The 22,813-nt window shown below is 64.7% G+C and carries 16 protein-coding genes; 3 read left to right on the top strand and 13 right to left on the bottom strand.

Translation table 11 applies throughout. The annotated features are described in order from the left end of the window. Nucleotides 1-10: 10 nt before the first annotated feature. The 3 genes from ACHFFA_RS04960 to hsdR are packed head-to-tail and all read right to left on the bottom strand — an operon-like array spanning nt 11 to nt 5,448. Nucleotides 11-1,528, bottom strand: a complete 1,518-nt coding sequence (locus tag ACHFFA_RS04960; RefSeq protein WP_394269732.1) for a restriction endonuclease subunit S — start codon at nt 1,526-1,528, stop codon at nt 11-13. Continuing rightward, nucleotides 1,525-2,982, bottom strand: a complete 1,458-nt coding sequence (locus ACHFFA_RS04965) for an N-6 DNA methylase (RefSeq protein WP_394269733.1) — start codon at nt 2,980-2,982, stop codon at nt 1,525-1,527. The genes ACHFFA_RS04960 and ACHFFA_RS04965 overlap by 4 nt, the downstream gene beginning before the upstream one ends. 3 nt (nt 2,983-2,985) lie before the next feature. Beyond that, the gene (gene hsdR, locus ACHFFA_RS04970) at nt 2,986-5,448 is read right to left on the bottom strand and encodes an EcoAI/FtnUII family type I restriction enzme subunit R (protein WP_394269734.1); all 2,463 of its coding nucleotides are present in this window, start codon (nt 5,446-5,448) and stop codon (nt 2,986-2,988) included. Nucleotides 5,449-5,719: 271 nt separating this feature from the next. On the opposite strand from hsdR, the gene ACHFFA_RS04975 reads away from it, so the two are divergent. Next, nucleotides 5,720-6,559 carry a DUF3800 domain-containing protein gene (locus tag ACHFFA_RS04975; RefSeq protein WP_394269735.1) on the top strand — a complete coding sequence of 280 codons (840 nt, stop codon included), beginning with the start codon at nt 5,720-5,722 and terminating at the stop codon, nt 6,557-6,559. A 41-nt stretch (nt 6,560-6,600) separates the two neighbouring features. On the opposite strand, the gene ACHFFA_RS04980 is transcribed toward ACHFFA_RS04975, so the two are convergent. After that, nucleotides 6,601-7,839 carry a HEPN/Toprim-associated domain-containing protein gene (locus ACHFFA_RS04980; protein ID WP_394269736.1) on the bottom strand — a complete coding sequence of 413 codons (1,239 nt, stop codon included), beginning with the start codon at nt 7,837-7,839 and terminating at the stop codon, nt 6,601-6,603. Between the two features lie 260 nt (nt 7,840-8,099). Here ACHFFA_RS04980 and ACHFFA_RS04985 point away from each other — a divergent pair, with 260 nt between their 5' ends. Then, nucleotides 8,100-8,786: a PilZ domain-containing protein gene (locus ACHFFA_RS04985; protein WP_394269737.1), complete on the top strand. Its 687-nt coding sequence runs from the start codon at nt 8,100-8,102 to the stop codon at nt 8,784-8,786. 21 nt (nt 8,787-8,807) lie between these two features. Here the strand turns inward: ACHFFA_RS04985 and msrB are convergent, their stop codons facing one another. From msrB to ACHFFA_RS05005, 4 genes are all read right to left on the bottom strand, one after another. Continuing rightward, nucleotides 8,808-9,293, bottom strand: a complete 486-nt coding sequence (gene msrB, locus ACHFFA_RS04990) for a peptide-methionine (R)-S-oxide reductase MsrB (protein ID WP_394269738.1) — start codon at nt 9,291-9,293, stop codon at nt 8,808-8,810. Then, complete coding sequence (locus ACHFFA_RS04995; protein WP_394269739.1) at nt 9,293-10,627, bottom strand: cytochrome P450; 1,335 nt, start codon at nt 10,625-10,627, stop codon at nt 9,293-9,295. Before ACHFFA_RS04995 ends, msrB begins: the two co-directional genes overlap by 1 nt. Nucleotides 10,628-10,739: 112 nt before the next feature. After that, a complete protein-coding gene (locus ACHFFA_RS05000; protein ID WP_394269740.1) occupies nt 10,740-11,933 on the bottom strand; it encodes an ABC transporter permease in 1,194 nt (397 codons plus the stop codon). Continuing rightward, nucleotides 11,930-12,907, bottom strand: coding sequence for an ABC transporter ATP-binding protein (locus ACHFFA_RS05005; protein ID WP_394269771.1), 978 nt, complete (start codon nt 12,905-12,907; stop codon nt 11,930-11,932). The genes ACHFFA_RS05000 and ACHFFA_RS05005 overlap by 4 nt, the downstream gene beginning before the upstream one ends. Nucleotides 12,908-12,983: 76 nt before the next feature. Here ACHFFA_RS05005 and queG point away from each other — a divergent pair, with 76 nt between their 5' ends. Next, nucleotides 12,984-14,048 (top strand): tRNA epoxyqueuosine(34) reductase QueG, encoded by a 1,065-nt coding sequence (gene queG / locus ACHFFA_RS05010; protein WP_394269741.1) that lies wholly within the window; start codon nt 12,984-12,986, stop codon nt 14,046-14,048. Here the strand turns inward: queG and ACHFFA_RS05015 are convergent. The 5 genes from ACHFFA_RS05015 to ACHFFA_RS05035 form a co-directional block, all read right to left on the bottom strand. Continuing rightward, nucleotides 14,032-15,258, bottom strand: a complete 1,227-nt coding sequence (locus tag ACHFFA_RS05015; RefSeq protein ID WP_394269742.1) for an NAD(P)/FAD-dependent oxidoreductase — start codon at nt 15,256-15,258, stop codon at nt 14,032-14,034. The genes queG and ACHFFA_RS05015 overlap by 17 nt on opposite strands. 49 nt (nt 15,259-15,307) lie before the next feature. Next, a complete protein-coding gene (locus ACHFFA_RS05020) occupies nt 15,308-20,023 on the bottom strand; it encodes an NAD-glutamate dehydrogenase domain-containing protein (RefSeq protein WP_394269743.1) in 4,716 nt (1,571 codons plus the stop codon). A gap of 160 nt (nt 20,024-20,183) precedes the next feature. Then, complete coding sequence (locus ACHFFA_RS05025) at nt 20,184-21,167, bottom strand: LLM class flavin-dependent oxidoreductase (protein ID WP_394269744.1); 984 nt, start codon at nt 21,165-21,167, stop codon at nt 20,184-20,186. Next, a complete protein-coding gene (locus ACHFFA_RS05030) occupies nt 21,164-22,036 on the bottom strand; it encodes a hypothetical protein (protein ID WP_394269745.1) in 873 nt (290 codons plus the stop codon). Before ACHFFA_RS05030 ends, ACHFFA_RS05025 begins: the two co-directional genes overlap by 4 nt. Beyond that, nucleotides 22,033-22,788, bottom strand: coding sequence for an alpha/beta hydrolase (locus tag ACHFFA_RS05035; RefSeq protein ID WP_394269746.1), 756 nt, complete (start codon nt 22,786-22,788; stop codon nt 22,033-22,035). The genes ACHFFA_RS05030 and ACHFFA_RS05035 overlap by 4 nt, the downstream gene beginning before the upstream one ends. Nucleotides 22,789-22,813: the final 25 nt, after the last annotated feature.

Here is a 22,813-nt window from a genome sequence, read left to right on the forward strand (position 1 = left end):
GCCCTCGTGGTCAGGCGACTTCGAGGGCGTTGTGCAAAACAGTCACGAGCAGGCGGGAGCGGGTCTCTTCGCCTGCGGTGAGGCTGGCTTCGAGTTGGTCGCACAGGGTCATGAGCTCGTCAACTTTAGCAACGATCTGGTGCTGATCATTTTCACTTGGGATCATAATTGCATGTTCTGCCAGCGCCTTCATGCTGAGGGCAGGAACCGCCGTTCCGGCTTGGTACTTCGACATATCGATTGTGCTAAGGACGAGATAAAGCCAATCCACACTAATGCCATCTTTGGGAACCTGTCCTGCGCAATTATTGTCTATTGCCGATGCGCAGCTTAATACTCGCCTCTTGTTTGTCGCAATAGCCCCCCCAATCTTAGGGAAAATTACCGTGCCCGCAGGATAGGTCGTCGCCCGCATAGAATGCAAATCATCTTCTGAAACATAATTATTAGCATGAACTATACGTCGCTCGTTTCCTAAAATATTCATGTCGGAAACTTTTAAAAAAGGAAAACCTCCTTCGCACTTACCTTGAAAATGCTTTGGAAAACCATTCCCGCTAACAAAATCTCCGATGTCCTTAAGCACGCCGGGTGTCATCGGAGTTCCGGAATTAACTAATTGCCCCTGCACGGCAAGATTGAGGACAGTCTGGCGCAGTTGCTTGATCTGGTCGGGACGGGTGGTGAGGGGGGTGAGGTTGTCGAGCGCGAAGCGGGCGTCGGCGGAGAATGTTTCGGGATCGGGCGCGTTGAGGCGCGCCAGCGTCGCAGCCGTCAGCATGTCGCGCCCAGCCTCCCGCTCCGCCCGCGCAGCCTCAAGCTGGTCGCACAGCACCATGAATGCATCAAGCTGGCCTTGAACTTCGGGACTGATCAAGGGAACGGGCACCTCGGCAATTCTGCCGATGGTGAGGGTCACGTTTGCCGTTCCGGTCATACGCGAGACGAGTAGCTCGTCTTTGAACGTAGAGAGGTATTCAAAGAGGAAGCGTGCTGAGATGATCTCTGGCGCGTAAGGAAATACAGCGGCCAAGATCGTGCCCAAAGCAAACTTGCCCTCCTGATAATGCAGCCGATTGATGCTGGCATTCCCGTGTCCTGTCGCCGAGACAAGTGGGATCACCGCAGCCGCGCCTTCAAAATCAAAATGATCGCACGACGATCTCTTCGCTGCGGTGACCACGAGGGGATAGTCACCGGGGACCGCTTGCTTGATGCCGGTCTGACCTTTCTCAATTCGGGCAATCTGACCGAGTGGCACGAAGGTCGAGGAATTTTTGAAGACGTCAGGTAGGTCGTCAGGACGGACGGGTAGATATGTTTTGGGCTTCGAAATTGCGCCAGCGCCAACGAGGCTCGCTTTCTCAGCCTCGATCGCGCCGGCAAGATCGGCAGCGCAGCGCATATCGGCACCCGCCTTCCAATGCCCTGCTATCGCCAATCCGACAGCTACTTTTCGCAGTTCGGCGATACGGTCCGGGTGATCCCCAAACCTGCATAGGCCTTCGCGAAAGTTCTCCGGCATCATCGAACAAGAGCTTCCGACAGGATCGCCTTAAGCTGGTCCCGAAGCTTTGCCGTGATTAATTCAGCGTCAGCAACAGCCTTCAACAGCGATGCCGGATCACCGAGATCGGCCTCCTCGCTGTGCGGGTTCTTGAAATCGAGGTTGTAGCCGCGCGCCTTGACCTCATCGGCGGTGACCTTCCACGCGTGTGGCCCCTCTTCACGGCCTTGCCGGTCCGCACCGCCCCACCAAGCGATGCAGTCGGCGAAGTGCTCCGTACGGATCGGTTTGGTCATCGAATAGGCCTTCTGGCCCTCTGGCACGCGGTGTTCGTAGAACCAGATGTCCTGAGTCGGTTCGCCCTTCTCGAAGAACAGCAGGTTGGTACCGATCGAGGCGTAGGGCTTGAACACGCTGTTGGGCAGGCGGACGATGGTGTGGAGGTTGCATTCCTCCAGCAAGGCCTCCTTGAGCCGGGTCTTCACGCCTTCGCCGAACAGGCTGCCGTCGGGCAGGACGATCGCGGCGGCCCCGCCCTTGCGCAACAGGCGGATGAACAGCGCCAAGAACAGGTCCGCAGTTTCGCGCGTGCGATAATGCTGGGGGAAGTTGCTTTCGATCCCGTCCTCTTCCTTGCCGCCGAAGGGAGGGTTGGTAAGGATGACGTCGACGCGGTCCTTCTGCTCCCAACTGATGTAGGGGCGGGCCAGCGTGTTATCGTGGCGCACGAAGCTCGGATCCTCGACCCCGTGCAGCAGCATGTTCGTGACGCACAGCATATGCGGCAGCGGCTTCTTTTCCACCGCGCGGAACGACTGCTGCATCAGCAGTTCGTCCTCGGGCCGCTTCACGTAGCGTTCGCGCATGTGGCTCATCGCGCAGGTGAGAAAGCCGCCCGTGCCGCAGGAGGGATCGAAGATGATCTCGCCGGGCTTGGGGTCGATGCGGTCGACCATGAAGGCGGTGACGGCGCGTGGGGTGTAGTACTCACCCGCATTGCCGGCCGACTGCAGATCATTGAGCAGCTGCTCGTAAACGTCGCCGAAGTGCTGGCGCTCGGTCAGGTTGTTGAAGTCGATGTCGTTGATCTTGTTTACCACCTGCCGGAGCAGCTGACCGGACTTCATGTAGTTGTAGGCATCCTCGAACACATCGCGGACGACGCGGCGCCGATCGCCTGGCTGGCCGGTGGGCTTGAGGCCCTTCAATGCGGGGAACAGCTCGTCGTTCACGAAGGCCAGCAGGGCTTCTCCGGTCAATCCTTCGGGGTCGGCTGCCCAGTTGCGCCACTGGAACTGCGCGGGCACGGGCGACTCATACCCGTCGCGCATCAACTCCAGTTCCTGATCCTGATCGTCGATGATCTTCAGGAAGAATAGCCAGCACAGCTGGCTGATGCGCTGGGCGTCGCCATCGACGCCCGCGTCCTTGCGCATGATATCCTGGATCGACTTGACGAGCGTACGCACGGACATGGGTTAGGCGACATCCTGATAGAGTTCGTTCTGGAGGGCGTGGACGGCATCCTCGAAACCGGCCTTGCCACCGAAGGCGTTGATCAACTGGACAGGGGTGCCCAGCGTGTTCAAGGGCGGTATACGGAGCACGTTGGTATCGTCGAGGTTAAGTACCCCCTCATCGGCATACTTCTCGAGCAGCGCGGTCAGAACGGCACGCGCCTGTTCGCGGTATTTGGCGAAGACGTCGCGCTTCTGGACGTTGGCTGCCCGCTCGCGCCTGGTGAGCGGTTTGCGATCGAAAGCGATGTGGCAGATCAGGTCGAAGGGGTCGAGGCCCTTGCCCAGTTCCTCGGCAATGACGTCGAGGTCTAGTCCTTCTGCTTCGAGTTCGTCGACCAGCGCCTGCTTGCGGTCGGATGAGTTCCATCGCGAGAGGAAGTCGTCGAGGCTGACGAAGTGCTTGCGCAGTCGGCGCTTGGTGAAATCCCGCAGGCTCTCGGTGACCAACTTGCCGCTCTCGTCGAGGTATTCGACACGCTCGGCGACGATCGCGACCTGTACGCCATCGACATATATCTTGCCTTGCTTGGTGGGACTGCCCTTGATCGAGATGTCGGGGGTTTCGCCGTCGACGATGACCTCTTCGTCGTCAGCCTCACCGCTGTCGCTATTTTCGTCCGCCGACCCGTCATCATCTTCCGGATCGGGCTCCGGCGGGACGATCGGGTCATCTTCGCCCGGTTCGTAGATCTGCACAGGCTCGCCGTCGAAATCCGGATCAGCGAAATGGTTGGTGGCGCCGCGGAAATCCATCAGCGTGAAGTAATACTTCCGGGTATCTTCATGCACCCGAGTGCCGCGACCGACGATCTGCTTGAACTCGGTCATCGAACCAACCTCGCGGTCGAGGACGATCAGCCGGCAGGTTTGGGCATCCACGCCGGTCGACAACAAGCGCGAGGTCGTGACAAGAACCGGATAGCGGCTTTCCGGATCGATGAAGTTGCCGAGCTGCGCCTGACCTTCGGGATCGTTACCGGTGATACGCATGACGTAGCGCGAGTTCTCGGCAACAAGGTCGGCGTTTTCGTTGACCAAGGCTTGCCTCATGCGTGCAGCGTGTTCCTGGTCGACGCAGAAGACGATCGTCTTCTGGTAGCGGTCGCCGCTTTCCTTCAGGAACTGAGTAACCTTGCGGGCGACGACCTTGGTCCGGTCGTCCAGCACGATGTTACGATCGAAATCCTTGGTGTTGTAGATGCGGTCGGCGACTTCGTTGCCTTCACGGTCCAGCTGGCCCTTCTCCGGTCGGTAGCCTTGCACATCCCGGTCAATGTGAACCTTGATGACCTTGTAGGGCGCGAGAAAGCCGTCGCGAATGCCCTGTTTGAGCGTGTAGCTGTACACCGGCTCGCCGAAGTAGTGGATGTTCGACGCGTACTCTGTTTCCTTGGGCGTGGCAGTGAGACCGATCTGCGTCGCGCCGCTGAAGTGGTTGAGAATGTCCCGCCAGGCGCTGTCCTCGGCCGCGCTTCCGCGATGGCACTCGTCGATGACGATGAGGTCGAAGAAACCAGGCGAGAACTCCTTGAACAGCTTTTGCCGCTCTTCGGGGCCGGTAATCGCTTGGTAAAGGCCAAGGTAGATCTCGTAGGCCGTATCGACGCGCCGTTTCTTGTCCATGGCGATGGTAAGGTCGATCGACGTCCCGTCGTCGCGCTCGATGGTCTTCGCATTGGCTGACAGCTTGGCCATCGCCGCGCCGAATGGCCGGAAATCGTTGACCATGGTCTGATCGACGAGGACATTGCGATCAGCGAGGAACAGGACGCGCTTCTTGTGCCCGCCCTTCCACAATCGCCAGATGATCTGGAACGCGGTATACGTTTTACCTGTGCCGGTCGCCATGACCAACAGGATGCGGTCTTGCCCCTTGGCAATCGCTTCCATCGTCGAATTGATGGCGTTGACCTGATAATAACGAGGTTGTTTACCACTGCCATCGTCGTAGTAATCTTGGAGAACAAGATCTTCGCCCGCGGAGGTCAGGCCTTTCCATTTAGCGTACCTCTGCCAAAGCTCCCCCGGACTTGGAAATTCATCGAGCGAGAGGTTCGTTTCGGTTTCGATTGCCTGTCCAGTGCGATCGTGGAATACAAAGCCATCGCCGTTGGACGAGAAGACAAACGGGATGCTTAAAACCTCAGCATACTCAAGGCCCTGCTGGAGGCCTTCCCCGATGCCTCGCTTGTTGTCCTTCGCCTCGATGAGCGCAATCGGTATGTTGGGTTTGTAGTATAGGACGTAGTCCGCGCGTTTGCCCTTGCCCCGCGCTACCAGCTTACCGCGAACGATAATCCGCCCCTTTGTAAAGCTGACTTCCTCTCGGATTTGAGTCAGTTTATCCCAACCTGCATCTACGAGTGCCGGCGTGATGTACTTTGTGCAAATGTCCCTTTCGCTCAGATGCTTCTTGTTCACTCAAAGTCCCTCCGCGCACTTTAGCCCTACGGCACGAACGGCTTTGTCGCTAGAGGCAACGGGAGAGTCTTCAAATATCCGCGAGCGGACTGGTGGCCTACGGGAAGCAATCACGTCAAATTAGACGTAAATTCTCGAATCTTTCGGTATGATGTCACCATTCTGGATCGTTCTTGGGTTCCCGCGCTGGTTGCGCGAAAGTCGACATCGGTCCACCATCGAACAAGCGGCTTATCGGGAATGGCATAGTCGCGCGCTGGCGAGGGGATACATGAAGTTCATCTATGTCGACGAGAGCGGAGCCCGTGACCAAGGCGACGTATTCGTGATGTCGGGGCTGATGGTTGACGCCTACAAGCTACGCAAGAAGACGGCCGACTTCGACGCGAAGCTCGAGGCCATCTTTGCCCAGCACCCCGGAACACGCGGCGACCTCAAGACGAAGCGCTTCATCAACGGTGCCGGCGCGTGGAACCAGGTGCCCGCGCAGCAGCGCAAGAACTTCCTGCGCGAGATCTGCGAACTCGCCGTCGCCAACGGCGGCAAGGTCTACGGCATCGCCCTCTCCTACGACCGGTTCGATGTCGCGCTCGCAGCAGGTCACGGCCATCCATTTGCGAACAGCTACTGGATCGCGGGCGCAATGTTTGTCTCTTCGCTGGTGCAGAAGAAGATGCAGGGCGTGGCCAATTCTAAGGGCCTCACTGTCTTGATCATGGACGACAACAAGCAGGAGATGGCAAACCTTTCCGATGGTATCTACAAGTGCAGCGAATGGTATGACGGGCTTTACCAGCGCCGAGGCAGGAGGCGCGGCAAGAGCGTCTGGCTGGACCGGAGACCGAAGGATCGCTTCGACCAAATCATCAACACCGCGTTCGCGATTAAGTCGGATCATTCTTCGCTGGTACAGGTCGCCGATGCGCTGAGTTGGGTCTTCCGCCGCCACCTCGAACTAGAAACTCAGCCAGAGGCTTATGTCGGCGAGCAGGCCTATTACAAAGATCTGATCGACATTCTCGAACCGCAGCGCGAGAAGCTGGGGCACTGTCCGCAGGAACCGTGCGTCGCATTCTATCAAGCCGCCCGTCACGAAGGGTGGGCTGTCTGACGAGCCGGGTTGGCGATACGGGAGATTGGCCCTCGGCCAACTTATCGCTGGCGTGTCACGTCGTCCTCAGTTGGTGGGCTGACGTGCTGAGCGACATCCTCACAGGCTCGAATGATGGCGTCCAGCACCAGCTCAAGTCCGGACGCGTCATAGCTGGCCGGCAATTCGTTGAACTTCAGGAAGCGGCGATAATAGCGTTCCTTGCTTATCAACTCACCCTGGTACACCCCCTCGGCCGAGCGGTAGCTCGTCCAGCGAATCACAGGCCTCTCCGCTTCCCCATAACCGAGGTCTAAGTAGCATTCGATGGCCGCCGCTCGGCCGTTGATGTCGGAAATGCCAGAGCCCTCCGGACCTTCCGTGCAGAACGCGCGAAGCCGGTCGTTTGCTGGTAGACAGATGGCTCGCATGTTTGGCGGAAGGCGCAATGAAAGCGTGTCGCGATGGCGCGCCGCGCCCTCTGCATCGTTGTCGTACACGACCAGCACCCTGTTTTCGATGCCGATGCTGACCAAACCCTGACAGAACCTGTGAAGATTGCCCGTCCCGGTGAACGGATATCCTTCCTCCATGTCGACGAATGAGAAGAAGTCGGCGACGTCGGGTCGGAGGAGGCGGAAACCCTGTCCGATGATCCTCGCATCCGAACTTCCCTCAGTAACGATCAGGAATCGTCGCACGCGGCCGAGGCTGCCGAAGATACCCTCTCGGTTGACCCAGCCCCCTTCAATCACGTCCGCGAATTGCCACGTCACGGGCTCATCAAGGTTTCTGGGATTCAGCCCCAAGAGCACCATAACCGAAGCCGGCGAAAGATTCTCTAGTGCGTAACCCAGATCCCAGGCCGCCCTGCGCTCGCCGCCGAACCTGTCGAGCCCCAATCGAACGTAGATCTCGCGCGCGAAGAATTCCCCAAAGTCGTGGTCTCCGCTCTCGTCCATGATCGGTGAGCTTACATCGAAGTCGCCCAGCGCTTCCGCCAGCTGGTCGAACGTGATCGGCAGTGACTCTCCGTACTGCTGCTCGATGCTGGCGAACTCGGCTTCCGCTGTCGTGATCGAATGGCCAAGAAGCGCTAGACGGGGGAGTACCCGGCGGAGGGAACGACTTGTGCCTTCTTTGAGCTCGTCGATGACCCCTTCGGCGTCCTCATCCCAGTAGGCGTAAGGCACGAGACCGACATCATCCGGCTGGAAGAGTTCTCCATGCATCCTGAACATGTTGTTCTTGCCCCAGTCGACTTCAAAGCGGCCGACCGCGAGGTGGATGAGGGAGCCCATCTGGCGATTCTTGCACGCGCGGCGAGGCTGTCCAATCTTAATTTAGTGTTTGTGGCTACGGTACTGCGCAGCGCCTGCTTTTGAGATCGCCGTTGGCCGCGGCGACTGTCCGGAATTAGGGCGTAAGGCGGACGTCAGCGAGGCAGACTGACGGAAATTCTCCAATGATCTGAGTGCCCATCTTTATCGTCTATGGGGCACCAGCGGCCGGCTTTAGCCCGGTATTAACCCCTAGTTCCTATCTCCGAAATCCTTGACGGATGCGGTGCCATCCCAGCCGGGTCGACGCGGCGCAGGACATTTCGGAGAACTGTCGAGCGATGGATTATCAGGCTGGCACAAGCGGCACCCAGAGTGCGGGGCGCGATGATCAGCGTGGGGCGCCGCGTTACCTTTCGCTGATCCGTTCGGCAAAGCTTATCTCGCCCGCGGGCGAATTCCTGTGCGTCATCCGCGACGTTTCGGCCACCGGCATCGGGCTGCGCGGCTTTCATCGCCTGCCGTCTGACAGCGCGGTCGCGCTTGAACTCCAGAATGGCGAGACGTTCGAACTGCACGCCGTCCGGCGGCAGGGGGTCGACGGCAGTTACAGGTTCGAACGCCCGATCGAGGTCGACCGGCTGATCCGCGAAGTCTGGAACTACCCCAAGCGTCAGCTGCGGCTCAACCTGTGCGTGCCGCTGACCCTCACCACGCTGACCCAGCGGGCGGAGGCGGTTACCCTCAACCTGTCGCAGCAGGGTGCCCGGATCGAATGCGACGCTGCCTTCGCCATCGATCAGAACGTACGCGTCAGAGGGCAAGGGATGAACGACATAAGGGCCAAGGTTCGCTGGCGGCGCGACGCGCATTACGGCCTGGTGTTCGACAATACCTTTTCGCTGCGGGAACTGGCGCTGCATGCCGCTGCGCTTCAATGCCCGCAACTCCTGGAGGAGACGGGCTGACCGCAGGGGCGCCCGGCGGCGTCAGGCCGGGCGGAAAGCCAGTGCAATGCCGTTGATGCAGTGCCGCTTGCCGGTGGGCCGGGGTCCGTCGTTGAAGATATGGCCCAGATGCCCGCCGCAATCTGCGCAGTGGACTTCGGTACGCGGATAGCCGAGGGCGAAGTCCCGCGCCGTGCCGACCGCCCCGTCGAGAGCCTGCCAGAAGCTCGGCCAGCCGGTCCCCGAATCGAACTTGGTCCTCGACGAATAGAGCGCATTGCCGCACCCGGCGCAGTGAAACGTGCCCGCTCGTTTCTCCTTGTCGAGCGCAGAGCTGAACGGTCGCTCGGTCCCCTGCTCGCGCAGTACATGGAACTGCGCGCGGGTCAGCTTGCGGCGCCATTTGCCTTCGCTGAGGGACACCGGGAAACTCTTGGCCGAGGCATCGCCGGCCCCGCGGGCCGCCAGGGCCACGCAGCCCGCGCCCGCCCCCAGCAATCCGAGGAAATCGCGCCGTGTCCTGGCCATCAGAACTGTGTCACTTCGACTTCGAGCTTGCGGAAGCCATGGACGAAATTGGCACGCACCCGCTCCACATCGCCCGCCACATGCACCCGCAGCCGCCGCCGGTGCATTTCTTCCAGCAGTACCCGCAGCTGCAATTCCGCCAGCCGCGCGCCCACGCAGCGGTGGATGCCGTAGCCGAAGGCGAGATGGCGGCGGGCATTTTCACGGGTGATGTCCAGCTTGTCCGCGGCCTCGAAGACCGTTTCGTCGCGATTGGCGGAAAGATACCACAGGATGACCTTGTCGCCCTTGCGGATATGCTGGCCGAACTGCTCGGTATCCTCGGTGCAGGTGCGCCGCATATGGGCAAGGGGCGTCTGATAGCGGATGCATTCCTGTACCGCATTGGGGATGAGGTCGGGCCGGGTCTCGAACAGCTTGCGTTGATCGGGGAACCTGTCGAAGGCATGGATGATGCCGCTCATCGTGTTGCGGGTGGTATCGTTGCCCCCGACGATCAGCAGCACCAGATTGCCCATGAATTCTTCCGGGCTTTGCTGGTTCATCGCGTCGGAATGGATCATCATCGAGATAAGATCGTCGCCGCCCTCGCCGCGTGCCCGTTCGCCCCACAGGCTCATGAAATAGGCGGCCATTTCGCGCAGGACCGCCCGGCGCGTCGGATCGAGATCGCGCACTGTCGCCAGTTCGGTATCGCCGGCCCAGTCCGACCAGAAGGTCAGCAGGCGGCGGTCCTCCCAAGGGAAGCCGAACAGGATCGCGAGCATTCCGGTGGTCAGTTCGATCGAAACCGTTTCGACCCAGTCGAACACCTCGCCCCGCGGCAGCCGGTCGAGCACCTCGCCGGTGCGTGCACGGATTTCGGCCTCCATGTCGTCCATCGCGGACGGGGTGAACTTGGGTGCCACGGTACGGCGCTGCCCGGTATGCTTGGGCCGGTCCATGGCGATGAACATCGGCAGCTCGAACCGCTCGAGCCCGGCGGCGGCCAGTTCGTCGTCGCTCATCCGGTTGATGATGGTAATCCCGCCATGCTCCCAGCTCGACGAGAAGAGCTCGGGCAGGGCCTCGATGTGCTGGATCGCCTTGTGCTGGACGACCGCCCAGTAGGGACCGAAGGGGCTGTCGTCGATGTAATGCAAGGGGCCGGCGGCGCGCATATCGGCGAAGATCGGCTGCCAGCGATCCTCGGCATAGATGTCCGAGCGGCTGACGTCCCATTTGTGCGGATGCAAAGGGTGGGCGTCGGGATGCTCGGCGAAATGGCGCTTCAACGCCTCGTAGGCGGTCGGCTCGGTGCGGCAGGGCGGGCGCACGGCGAGGGTGGTGGCCATCGTCTCTCCTCAGGCACCGCGCGTGGGGCCGGGGCCGGGCGGTATCCTGCGCCCAGCGCCGCCAGTGTCAAGCATGGTTTCATTTGCGAACATGTGCGCCGCCGGGGCGTTCTCAGCGCGCGGTTGCCGGGCGCCGGGCGGGCCCGGATTTCATGACCTTGCGCCGGAACAAGGTGGCACCGATGCGGACGAACAGGGTGACCCACACGGCCTGCCAGGCAAGCGCCAGAAGGTGCGGCCACAGCGCGTCCGACTGCGCCGCGCGGGCGACCATCGCATAGGGCGAGGACAGCGGGAAGATGGCCGAGAACAGTTCGACCGGCGATCCGGGCGAACCGAGCGCAAAGGTCGAGAGGAAAAACACCGCCAGTTGCAGGATCGTGGCCGGCATCGACAGTGTCTGGACGTCGCGCACCGTTGGCGCCATCGAGCCGATCGTCAGGAATACCGAGCCGATCAGCAGATAGCCCATCGAAAAATACAGCACGAACAAAGTCACGAACAAGGGCCAGCCTACCGCCGGGTCCGGCACCTCGGGCACGGCTGCCCCGCCTGCACCGATGATCAGGAGGGCCAGCGAACCCCATACCGCAATACCGAGGAAGCTCAGCGCCAGCATGGCGAACAGCTTGCCGATGAAGACCGCATCCATCGGAATGGCGGCGGCGAGGATCTCGATGATCTTGTTGGCCTTTTCCTCCACTAGATTGGACAGGACCATGCCCGCCAGCAGCATGGTCAGGAGGAACAGCAGGGTCACCGCCCCGGTCGCGGTCGCCACGCGCGAACTGCGGGTGTTGGCGACGCTGGACCGGGTCGGTTCGAGGGCGATGGCCGGAAGGGTTCCCGAGGCATCGCCGCGCGCCTGCGCTGCGATGAGGGCGACCTCGCCCTGCCAGGCCTCGATCCGCTCGGCCGTTCCGACGAGGCGCGGTGCGGCCAGGCTGCCCGCCAGCACGGCCCCGTAATTGGCGCTATCGTCGGCCAGCAGCGCGGCGGTATCGCGCGTCCCGTCTGCCGGAACCTGCCGGATCGGGGGCAGCTCCACCGCGTCTTCGAGATAGGCATGGGCGGCGGTAAAGCGCGCCGCCTCTTGGGCCGGCAGCGCCACGGCGAGCCGGGCGGGCGCCGCGCTTGTTGCCGCCTTCGCGCCGAGCGACCCTGCCACCACGCTGATGCCGAGGAAGAACAGCGGGCCGAGGAGGAACAGCACGAAGGCCTTGGAAAAGAGGATGGCGCGAAAATCGCGCCGGGCGACGACATAGGCGGCGCGGATCAGGCCGAGGCGCGCGGTGGCGATGGTCATGCCGGCATCTCCCCATTGCCTTCGGCCATTGCCCGGGCCGCCGCGGCGCCGGCGATCTCGACGAAGGCGTCATGCAGCCCCGCCCGCTCGACCGAGAAGGAGAGGACCCCTGCATTGCCTTCGATGAGATCGCGCATCAGTGCTTCGATCCCGCTATCGGGCAAGGGAAAATACCAGAAATGGCTGCCGCCGGGCTTGCTTTCCTGCCGCGTCGACGGGGGCAGCGCCCGGCGCCACGGCCCGTCGCCGGCGCGGGTTTCGAGCCGCACCTGGGCCGGGATCCGGTCCCGCGCCTCGTCGACCGACCCGGCGTAGGGAACCTGCCCGCCGGCGATGATCGCGACATCGTTGCACAATCGCTCGGCATGGTGGATCACATGGGTCGAGAAGATCACCGTGGCCCCGTCCGCGGCGAGGTTGCGGATGGTCGTCTCGAGCTTGCCCTGATTGAGAGCGTCGAGCCCGCTGAAGGGTTCATCCAGCACCACCAGCCGCGGACGATGGACCAGCGTGCCGAGGAGCTGCACCGTCTGCGCCATGCCCTTCGACAGTTCGCGGATCCTGCGCGTCACCGCATGGCCGAGACCGTGCTGTTCCAGCAGTTCGCGTCCACGCCTCTGCCCTTCGGCCACCGGCAGTCCGCGCAGCGCACCCATGAAGCCGATCGCCTCGTCGCAGCGCATGGAGGGATAGAGGCCGCGCTCTTCCGGCAGATAGCCGATCAGCCGCGCGATGTCCTGCGGACGGTCATGCCCGAACACGCGGCGCACGCCTGCATCGGGATCGATGATGCCGAGCAGCATCCTCAGCGTCGTCGTCTTGCCCGCCCCGTTGGGGCCGAGGATGCCGTAGATCGCCCCTTCCGGAACCGCGATGTCGACCCCGTCGACCGCGAGGGTTTTGCCGAAGCGCTTGACCAGCCCCTGCGCCTCGATCGCCAGCACGGGCTTGCTGTCATGCATGTCAGGCGACATGGCGGAAGTCGGAGCGACGGCAGTGGCGATCATTCCTCCGATTAGGCGCGGGCGATGAAACGGAGCAACAGCAGAATTGGTTAATGCCGCATCACTTGCCGGCCTGCAGGTTGACCTGAAGGAGCAGGCGCGCGCCTTGGGGTTCGCTGCCTGCGGTTTCGCGCCGGCGGCCATGGACCCGTTGCGGACGGAGAGGCTCGAACGCTGGCTGGGTGACGGCGCGCATGGCGACATGGAATGGATGGTGGCGCGCAAGGACCAGCGGGCCAGCCCGCAAGGCCTGTGGCCCGCGGCGCAAAGCGTCATCGCGCTGGGCATGAGTTATGCCCCCGATGGCGATCCGCTGGCGCTTGCCGAGGCGGGCGAGATCGGTCGCATATCGGTGTATGCGCAGGGGCGCGATTATCACGACGTCGTCAAGAAGGCGCTCAAGGCCCTTGCCCGCTGGCTGATCGACCGTGCGCCGGAAAGCGAGCTCAAGGTGTTCGTCGATACCGCGCCGGTGATGGAAAAGCCGCTCGGCCAGGCGGCGGGGATCGGGTGGCAGGGCAAGCACACCAACCTCGTGAGCACCCGGCACGGCAGCTGGCTGTTCCTCGGCGCGATCTATTCGACGCTGCCGTTCGTCCCCGATGCGCCGCATCCCGATCGCTGCGGCTCGTGCGATGCATGTCAGCGCGCCTGCCCGACCGATGCCTTCCCCGCGCCCTACCGCCTCGATGCGCGGCGCTGCATTTCCTACCTCACGATCGAGCACAAGGGGCCGATCCCGCACGAGTTCCGGGCAGCTCTCGGCAACCGCATCTACGGCTGCGACGATTGCCTCGCGGTCTGCCCGTGGAACAAGTTCGCCGATACCGCGCACCGGCACATGAAGCTGGCCCCGCGCGCCGACCTGTCCGCCCCCCGGCTGGCCGATTTCCTCGCGTTCGACGATGCCGGCTTCCGCGCGTTCTTCTCCGGTTCGCCGATAAAGCGGGTGGGCCGTGACCGGTTCGTGCGCAATTGCCTGTATGCCGCGGGCAACAACGGAGCGGCGATGCTGATCCCGCAGGTCGAGCGGCTGTGCAGCGATCCCGATCCGGCGGTGGCGGACGCGGCGCACTGGGCGCTGGCCCGGCTGACTAGAGCATATCCTTGAGCGGCACTTCGGCATCGGCGAGCAGGTCCGGCGCGATGACCGCGCGTGCCTCGACCAGCTTGCGACCCTGCGCGTAATCACGGGTGTTGTTCACGCAATCGAGCGCGATGACCCGCCCCTCCTTGAGGTAGATCACGCTGAACTTGCGCTCCGCCGGGTCGCCGCGAAGCACGGTCGCATCATGCCCGGCAGAGAGGCCCGCGGTCTGCAGGCGCAGATCGTACTGGTTCGACCAGAACCACGGGACGGCGGCGTAGGGTGTCCGCTCGCCCATGATTTCCCGCGCCGCGACATTGGCCATGTCGTTGGCGTTCTGCACCGATTCGAGACGGATGACCTGACTGTCGGCAAAGGCATTGGCATGCGCCGCGCAGTCCCCGATGGCATAGACATCGTCGAGCGAGGTGCGGCAGAACTCGTCGACATCGACCCCGTTGCTGCCGGCTGCACCGGCTGCGATCAGCGGTCCGACCGCGGGCACGATCCCGATTCCGGCGATGACGACGTCCGCCGGCAGCACGGTCCCGCTGGACAGGACGACGCGGGCAACGCGCCCGCCCTCGCCCTCGATCCGTTCGATGCTGGTGCCGAACCTGAGGTCGACCCCGTGGGCGCGGTGTTCGGCAGCGAAGAAATCCGACAGTTCCGGCCCGGCAACCCGCGCCATCGCACGCTCCAGCGCCTCGACGACGGTCACTTCGCAGCCGAGCTTGGTGAGGGATGCCGCCGCCTCCAGTCCGATATATCCGGCGCCGGCGATCACCACCTGCCGCGCGCCTGCCGCCAGCTCCTCGCGCAGGGTATCGACATCGCGCCGGCTGCGGACCGCGTGAATCCCCGCAAGGTCCGCCCCGCTGCACGACAGGCGGCGGGGGTCGCCGCCGCCGGCCCAGATCAGCTTGCGGTAGGTGACGGTGCCGCCATCGGAGAGTATGAGGCTGTGCGCCTCGGCATCGAGCGTGTCGGCATTGCAGCCGAGCCGCAGGGTGATGCCACGTTCGTTCCAGAAGGCTTCCGGTCGGATCAGGATCCGCTCGAAGGGCTTCTCGCCGCTGAGGTAGTCCTTCGACAGCGGCGGACGCTCGTACGGAGGATTGCGATCGCGGCTCAGCAGCAGGATCGGTTCGGCGTGCCCCGCCTGGCGCAGCGATAGCGCGGCCTGCGCCCCGCCGTGGCCCGATCCCACGATCACGACATCGAAATGTTCCATATGAGCCAAGGCTGGCGGCAAACCCCTGCCCGGTCAACCCGGGCGAGGGTCAGCGCACCAGGAGGTTGCGTGCCATGCTGGCGATCTGAGCCAGCATCGCAGGCGCGACGATCGTCTGGTTCTGTGCCCTTGCGACCAGCTGCCGGAACTGGCGCACGGCCCGGCGATGATCCTCCAGCCAGGCGACCACCGCCGCCTCGATGTCCACCTTGCCGGTGGCATCGCGCGAGAGGCGCCGAAGCAGTTCGAGGCGCATCTGCTGGAAATCCCGCGCGAGGCCCGATACCAGCAACCGCTCCCATACGTCCGAAGGGTTCATCAGTGCCGCGGTGCTCTGCGCCCAGTCGAGCCCGAGTTCTCCGCCCACGCGCACGAAGCTGTTGGTCAGCGCGGCCCCGTCGAGCCCGGTTTCGCGGGACAGCTGCGCAAGGCCGACCGTCCCGTCGAGATCGAACAGGTGGGTGACCTTGCGCGCCAGATCCTCGCTCGCGCCGATTTCGATCAGGCTGGTGCGGAGCCGGTTCGACTGTGCCTGGATCTCGGGGCTGAGGAAATTGGCCAGGGCATGGTCAAGCTGCGAGACGCCATCACGCAGGTCGGCCACCAGGGCGGCGGGACGGACCCTGCCGCCTGCGCTGCGCAATACGTCCGACATCAGGTTGGCGATGGCTGCCGCCAGCCGGTCGAACAGCTCCAGCCGGGCGCGTTCCGCGATCGGCGCGCGGTCGAGATCGTCCCACAGCGTCCCCAAGTCGAACAGGTGTACCGCCGCGACGAAGGCCGCGGCCACCTGCGCCAGATCGACGCCCTCTTCCTCGGCAAGTTCGGCGGCATGGACGATGCCCATCCGGTTGACGAGCAGATTGGCAAGCTTGGTGGCGATGATCTCGCGGCGCAGGCGATGCTCGGCGATCTCCTTGCCGAAGCGGTCCTGCATGGGTGAGGGAAAGCTCCTCAACAGCAGCGGTTCGAGCAGCGGATCGTCGGGCAGCGCACTGTGTTCGATCGCCTCCTGCAGGACCAGTTTGGTCGAGGAGAGGAGGATCGCCAGCTCGGGCCGGGTCAGCCCGGTGCCATCGGCCGCGCGGCGCAGCAGCGCCTGGCTTTCGGCCAGCCCTTCGGTTTGCCGATCGAGATTGCCGCCGGCCTCGAGCGTATCGATCAATTGCAGCTGCGCCGCCATGGCCGCGGGGCCGCCGGCCTCGGCAATCGAAAGCGCCAGCGCCTGCAGGCGATTGTCCTCCAGCACCAGAGCCGCGACCTCGTCGGTCATTTCGCCCAGCAGGGCGACGCGATCGGGCTCGGTCAGCTTTCCCGAACGCTTGGCAGCGGCGAGGGCGATCTTGATGTTTACCTCGTTGTCCGAACAATCGACCCCGGCGGAATTGTCGATGAAGTCGGTGTTGATCCGCCCGCCGGCGAGCGCGAATTCGATCCGTCCCTGCTGCGTCACCCCGAGGTTGGCGCCTTCGCCCACCACCTTGGCGCGTACGCTCGCAGCATCGACGCGCAGACCGTCATTGGCGGGATCGCCGACCTGCACGTTGTTCTCCGCCGCGGCCTTGATGTAGGTACCGATGCCACCGAACCACAACAGGTCGACCGGTGCCTTGAGGATCGCGGAGATGAGGGCCTCGGGCTCGAACTCGGCCTGATCGACACCCAGCGCCGCCTGCGCTTCGGGGCTGAGCTGGATGACCTTGGCATCGCGCGGAAACACCCCGCCGCCGGGAGAGATGAGGCTGGCGTCATAATCCCCCCAGCTCGACCGCGGCAACTCGAACATTCGCTTGCGTTCGGCCCAGCTGGTCTGCGGCGCGGGATCGGGGTCAATGAAGATGTGCCGGTGATCGAAGGCCGCGACCAGCTTGATCGCCTGCGATAGCAGCATGCCGTTGCCGAACACGTCGCCCGACATGTCGCCGCAGCCGGCCACGCGCACCGGCTTGGTCTGGACGTCGATCCCCTGCTCAAGAAAATGCCGCTGGACCGATACCCACGCCCCGCGCGCGGTGATCCCCATCGCCTTGTGATCGTAACCCTTCGAACCGCCGCTGGCGAAGGCATCGTCGAGCCAGAAATCGCGGGCTTCGGCGATCGCATTGGCGACATCGGAAAACTTGGCCGTCCCCTTGTCCGCGGCGACGACGAAATAGGGGTCCTCGCCATCGGTGACGACCACGCCTTGCGGATGGACCACCTTGTCGTCGACGATGTTGTCGGTGACGGAAAGCAGGGTGCGGATGAAGGTCTCGTAGCTCGCCTGTCCTTCCGCTGCCCAGCCTTCGCGGTCGAGCGCGGGATCGGGAAGCTGCTTGGGATAGAAGCCGCCCTTCGCACCGGTCGGCACGATGACCGCGTTCTTGACCCGCTGCGCCTTCATCAGGCCGAGGATTTCGGTGCGGAAGTCGTCCCGCCGGTCCGACCAGCGCAGGCCCCCGCGCGCGACCGGTCCGGCGCGCAGGTGAATCCCCTCGACCTGCCGCGAATAGACGAAGATCTCGCGCCACGGCACCGGCTTGGGAAGCCCGGGAACGAGCTTGCTGTCGATCTTGAAGGCGAGCGCCTCTGCCGCGGCCGGTGCGAAAGCGTTGGTGCGCAGGATCGCCTCGATCAGCGACTGGTACAGCCGCAGCAACCGGTCGTCGTTGATCGCCTTGACGTTGGCGAGGCCGCGGCGGATGGTTTCGCGCGCGTCCCTCATTGCGGCCTCGCGCGCGTCGGCCGGGCCGAATTCGGGGTCGTGGCGGGCGGTGAACAGGGCGATCAGCGCCCGGGTGAGGGCCGGCGCCTTGGCCAGCGCGTCGACCACCGTGTAGATGGTGAAGCTCACCCCGGTCTGGCGCAGATAGCGGTAGAAGGCCCGCAGCCAGTTGGCTTCGCGTTCGGTCAGGTCGGCCTCGGCGACCAGCCGGTTGAAGGGATCGTTTTCGGAACCGCCGTTCAGCACCGAGGCGACGGCGCATTCGATCATGTCGGCACGCCCGGCCAGGGCATCCGCATCGAGCCCGGGCGCAAGGCGCAGGGCGAAATCGTGGATCGTGCCCAGCCGCCCCTCGTCGAGCATTGTGGGCACTTCGGATTGCACGTGGAAGCCGAAGTTCTCCAGCACCGGCACCGCGTCCGACAGGGGCAGGGTGCCTTCTTCCTGATACAGCTTGAGATGAAGGGTCGAGGTATCGTCGCGCTCGGTCCGGAACAGGCTCGCGTCGCGTTTGCGCAGAGCCGCCACGTCGTCGGCATGAGCCCGCAGGCCGCGCAACCGGGCGATGTCGAGGGCCGCCTGGCGGGGGCCGAAGCGGGTACGATAATCGGCGGGGAAGGCTTCGGCAAAGCGCAGCGCCACCGCGGCGGCACGGCCGGGCTCCTCATGCGCTGCAAGCTCGGTCTCGACCGCTTCGGTCCACCCGCGCAGCATCGTCTGCAGGCGCGTTTCCAGGGCCGCCTCGTCGAGTGCGGCGTCGCTGTCGCGGATGTCGAGCGCGAACCGCAGCATCGCCAGATTGCCGCCCCCGACCTCGAGGCTCCAGTCGAGCAGACGGGTTTTTCCGTCCTCCTGCAGCATGTCCTGGATCTGCAGGCGAACCTGGGTCGCCACCATGTCCCGCGGCAGCCAGACGAAGGCGAACAGGTGCCGGGCGAGCGGGGCCTCGACCAGCGCGAGGCGCGGGCGGGGGCGATCCACCAGACCCATCATGATCGTCGCGATGCGCTCGACGTCGGCTTCGGGGAAGCCGATCATCAGGTCGTGCGGCAGGGCGGTCAGGGCATGGACCAGCGCCTTGCCGGCATGGCCGGTTTCCTCGAAACCGAGCCGGTCGCGGATTTGCTCGAGCTGCCGGCGCAGGATCGGCACGTTCTTCGGCGGCGCGGCGAGCGCGGCGCTGGTCCAGACTCCGGCGTGGACCGACAGCGCCGTCACCCGGTCGCCCTCGCGGCGCGGCACGATGAACAGGTCGAGCGGGACCCGGCGATGCACATGGCTGGTGCGGTTGGCCTTGACGATGAGAGGCGCCCGGGTGGCGCCCTCGGTGTCGAACCAGACAAAGGCGGCGTCCCACGAGGCATCGGCCATCAGGTCGGCCGAACTTGCCCGGCAGATGCCGAGCATTTCGTCCTGCTGGCCGTCGCGGCCCCGGACGAGATAGCCCAACTGGGTCAGCATGCCGGCTTCGAGCCACTCGAGCAGCGCGCGCCCTTCGCCGTCCTCGATCCGGGCGGCATCTGCCAGCAGCGCCTCGCGCATCCGGCCCCAGTCGGCAACGGCGACGTGGACATCCCCCAGCGCCTGCCGGATCGCCTGCTCGATCATGCGCCGACTGCGCGCATCGACCCGTTCGGTCTCGATGTAGATCATCGATTCGTGCGCGGCGCCGGCCGGATCGCCATCGAGGATCGCGGCGAGCCGGCCGTCCCCGGTGCGTTCGACCGGGATCACCGGGTGGACCAGCCGGTCGATCGGAACGCCCTGAGCGGAAATCGCGGCGGCGACCGAATCGACGAGGAACGGCATGTCGTCATTGACGAGGGCGATGCGGGTCATGCGCCGTCCCGTGCTGACGCTTTCGATCGCGATCGCGGCGGTTCCCGGCATTCGCCGATAGGCATGGGCGGCGACGAACCGCGCGGCCTCGACCAATTCCGCCCCGCCGATCGGGGTGTCCCCGGGCAACAGCGAGCGTTCCATGCGCCCGGCGAGTGCGCTTGCCAGCCCCTCCGGCGCGGTCTCGGAGGAGGGCGGATTTGCGGCAGGTGTCGAGCCCATCGATCTCTCTCGTTTGCCGAGCTGACGCCGTTTGCGCGCCCGGTCCATCATTGCGTCGCGCAGGTGGCGACCGTTCGCGCCGGGGACTAAGCGCGAAGCCCACGCTTCGCAAGCAGCCCCGTGCCCCCGGTGGGAATCATCGCCGCCCCGAGTGCACGGCTCACCCGGCGAGCGCGTCCAGCGCCAGCTCGAGCGAGCGGATGCGGGCGGCCGGATCGAAGGTCGGCCCGGCGAAAACGATCTCGTCCGCGCCGGTCCGCGCGATGAAGCGTTGCACCTCGTCGCGCACGGTCTGCGGCGTGCCGATAGCGCTCGCCTGCCCGATATGCCGCAGCATCGCCTGTGCCGTAGGCGGCAGGCTCTCGCGATACCCGGCAACCGGCGGCCGCAGGCGTCCGGGCGCGCCGGTGCGCAGGGCGACAAAGGACTGCATCTGCGAACTCGCCAGCGTCTGGGCCTCGTCCTCGGTATCGGCGACGAACAGATTCATCGCCGCCATGACCCGGGGCTGTGGGCAGGTGGCCGAAGGCGTGAAGTTGCGGCGATACAGCGCAATTGCAGTATCGAGGTGATCGGGCGCAAAGTGGCTCGCAAAGGCATAGGGCAGCCCCAGCTGCGCGGCGAGCTGCGCGCCGAACAGGCTCGAGCCCAGCATCCACATTTCGACTGCGGCGCCGTGCCCCGGAGTTGCCCTTATGCCTACAGCGGGCGTCCCCTCGAGGAGCGCGCGCAGCTCGACCACGTCCTGCGGGAACATCTCTGCGGCGCGGTGCAGATCCTTGCGCAGCGCGCGCTGCAATTCCGGCCCCGCCCCCGGCGCGCGGCCGAGCCCGAGATCGACCCGGCCCGGGAACAGCGCGTCGAGCGTGCGGAACTGCTCGGCGATCTGGAACGGGGTGTGGTTGGGCAGCATGATCCCGCCGGAGCCGATACGGATGGTGCTCGTGGCATTGCCGATATGGGCCAGCACCACCGAGGTCGCCCCGCCGGCGATCCCGTCCATCGCGTGATGTTCCGCCACCCAGAAGCGCTTGCAGCCGAGCTGTTCGGCCGCGACGGCGAGATCGCGCGCGGCTTCGAAGGCCTGGGACAGCGTCCCTCCTTCGCGCACGGGAACGAGGTCGAGGATCGAGAAATCGGTCATCGCCCGGTCTCCGGCTGTTCGGCGGCTGCGGGGGGGCCGCCGCCAAGCTGTTCGAGATATCCTCTGGCGCGCTGCGCCTCGTAGCTGTCGGGGGCGACCAGAAGGACGGACTCGAAGCTCTTCTTGGCGTCCTCCTCGCGCCCCGAAAGGGCGGCAATGACCCCGGCCTCGAGACCCACCGCCGGGTTGCGGGGGTCGAGCTCGCCGGCACGCTGAATGCGTTGCTGCGCCTCGGCATAGTGCTGCATCCGGCGCGACAGGGTGGCCGACAGCAGCCAGGCCTCGCCGTTCGCGGCATCGGCCGTGCGCGCCTCGTCGAGCGCGCTTGCCGCATCGGCATCGCGCCCCAGTGCGACGAGAGCGCGGGACAGGTCGACCCGCAGTTGGGCGGCAAGCGGTTTATCGCCTGCCGCGCTTGCCATGCCCCCGGCCTGGTCGAGCAGGGGCAGGGCCTCGTCGGGTCGGCCCCGCAGCAGGGCGGTGTTGCCGGCCATGCCGGACAGGCGGGCTCCGTAGAGGACCCCGTCATCGGGCGCCTCACCGGCGGCGAGTTCGAACACCCGCTGGGCCTCGTCCAGCCGCCCGAGGCCGATCATTGCGATACCGAGACAATGCGCCGACTGCGCCAGCGCAAGCGGGGTGCCGGACTGTTCGCGCCATTGCTGGGCGCGGTCAAGCGCCGCGTCGGGATCGCTCTGGGACAGAGCCAGGCAGCGCGCAAGTTCATCCGCCTGATTGTTCTGGCGCACCGTGTCGCGCGGCGGCCGGTTGGCCAGTTCGTCGGGTATTCCGGGCATGGCGCCGACGGTCGGATCGGGGCCGACCTGGGCGAGCATAAGCACGGCGAGCGGGGCGAGGGCGGACATCATCGGTCGGTGTCTCCTTCAATCGCGAAAGCGGCGATCGTGCGCAGCAGCAAGGCAATGTCCTGCGGGCGCGACAGGCGGTGGTCGCCGTCCTTGACCAGCACCACTTGAACCTCGTCCGAACGCAGCGCATCGGCCAGCCGGAGCGAGATGTCCCACGGCACGTCGGCATCCTGCTGGCCGTGGAGAAGCACCGTGGGCGCATCGATCGGGATCGCCGCGCCTAGCTGGCGGTGCTCCTGCGCATCGGCAAAGAACCCCGGATGGGTCGGTGTAGGCTTGGGGCCATAGGGATTGTCCTCGAAAACGGTCTGCCCCTCGGCAAGCATCTGCTTGTCAGCCTCGCTCAACCCCCATTCGGTAAAGTCGGGCGCTGCCGCGATTCCCACCAGACCGGCGACCTGCGACCCCAACCCTCGCGCCACCAGCAGCATCAGCCATCCGCCCATCGACGATCCGGCCAAGATGACCTCCCGCTCGCCCAATTGCGCGGCGATCACGGACAGCACCTCGTCGCGCCAGCGGGACAGGGTGCCCTCGGCAAAGGCGCCATCGCTCGTGCCGCAGCCCGAATAGTCGAGCAGCAGGCAGGCCCGCCCGTGAGCCTCGGCCCAGGCGAAGACGGCCTGCGCCTTGCTACCCGCCATGTCGGACATATAGCCGGGCAGGAACACCAGCGCCGGGCCGGTGCCGGGCACGTGGCGAAAGGCGATGCGGCGCCCGTCGGGCATGGTGTGAAACTGGGTCTCGCTCATCCGCCCAGCATTTGCCGCCCGCAGG

Origin of the sequence: Qipengyuania sp. (assembly GCF_043423005.1) — a bacterium.
In the GTDB taxonomy this organism is placed as follows: Bacteria; Pseudomonadota; Alphaproteobacteria; order Sphingomonadales; family Sphingomonadaceae; genus Qipengyuania.

Excerpts from the sequence above, each read along its gene's own strand:
- msrB (WP_394269738.1), bottom strand. The coding sequence starts at position 9,293 with ATGGCCAGGACACGGCGCGATTTCCTCGGATTGCTGGGGGCGGGCGCG.
- ACHFFA_RS04980 (WP_394269736.1), bottom strand. The coding sequence starts at position 7,839 with ATGGGCTCCCTCATCCACCTCGCGGTCGGCCGCTTTGAAGTCGACTGG.
- ACHFFA_RS04975 (WP_394269735.1), top strand. The coding sequence starts at position 5,720 with ATGAAGTTCATCTATGTCGACGAGAGCGGAGCCCGTGACCAAGGCGAC.
- ACHFFA_RS04965 (WP_394269733.1), bottom strand. The coding sequence starts at position 2,982 with ATGTCCGTGCGTACGCTCGTCAAGTCGATCCAGGATATCATGCGCAAG.
- ACHFFA_RS05030 (WP_394269745.1), bottom strand. The coding sequence starts at position 22,036 with ATGATGTCCGCCCTCGCCCCGCTCGCCGTGCTTATGCTCGCCCAGGTC.
- ACHFFA_RS04985 (WP_394269737.1), top strand. The coding sequence starts at position 8,100 with ATGCGGTGCCATCCCAGCCGGGTCGACGCGGCGCAGGACATTTCGGAG.
- ACHFFA_RS04960 (WP_394269732.1), bottom strand. The coding sequence starts at position 1,528 with ATGATGCCGGAGAACTTTCGCGAAGGCCTATGCAGGTTTGGGGATCAC.
- ACHFFA_RS05015 (WP_394269742.1), bottom strand. The coding sequence starts at position 15,258 with ATGGAACATTTCGATGTCGTGATCGTGGGATCGGGCCACGGCGGGGCG.
- ACHFFA_RS04995 (WP_394269739.1), bottom strand. The coding sequence starts at position 10,627 with ATGGCCACCACCCTCGCCGTGCGCCCGCCCTGCCGCACCGAGCCGACC.
- ACHFFA_RS05020 (WP_394269743.1), bottom strand. The coding sequence starts at position 20,023 with ATGGGCTCGACACCTGCCGCAAATCCGCCCTCCTCCGAGACCGCGCCG.
- ACHFFA_RS05005 (WP_394269771.1), bottom strand. The coding sequence starts at position 12,907 with ATGTCGCCTGACATGCATGACAGCAAGCCCGTGCTGGCGATCGAGGCG.
- ACHFFA_RS05025 (WP_394269744.1), bottom strand. The coding sequence starts at position 21,167 with ATGACCGATTTCTCGATCCTCGACCTCGTTCCCGTGCGCGAAGGAGGG.
- ACHFFA_RS05000 (WP_394269740.1), bottom strand. The coding sequence starts at position 11,933 with ATGACCATCGCCACCGCGCGCCTCGGCCTGATCCGCGCCGCCTATGTC.
- ACHFFA_RS05035 (WP_394269746.1), bottom strand. The coding sequence starts at position 22,788 with ATGAGCGAGACCCAGTTTCACACCATGCCCGACGGGCGCCGCATCGCC.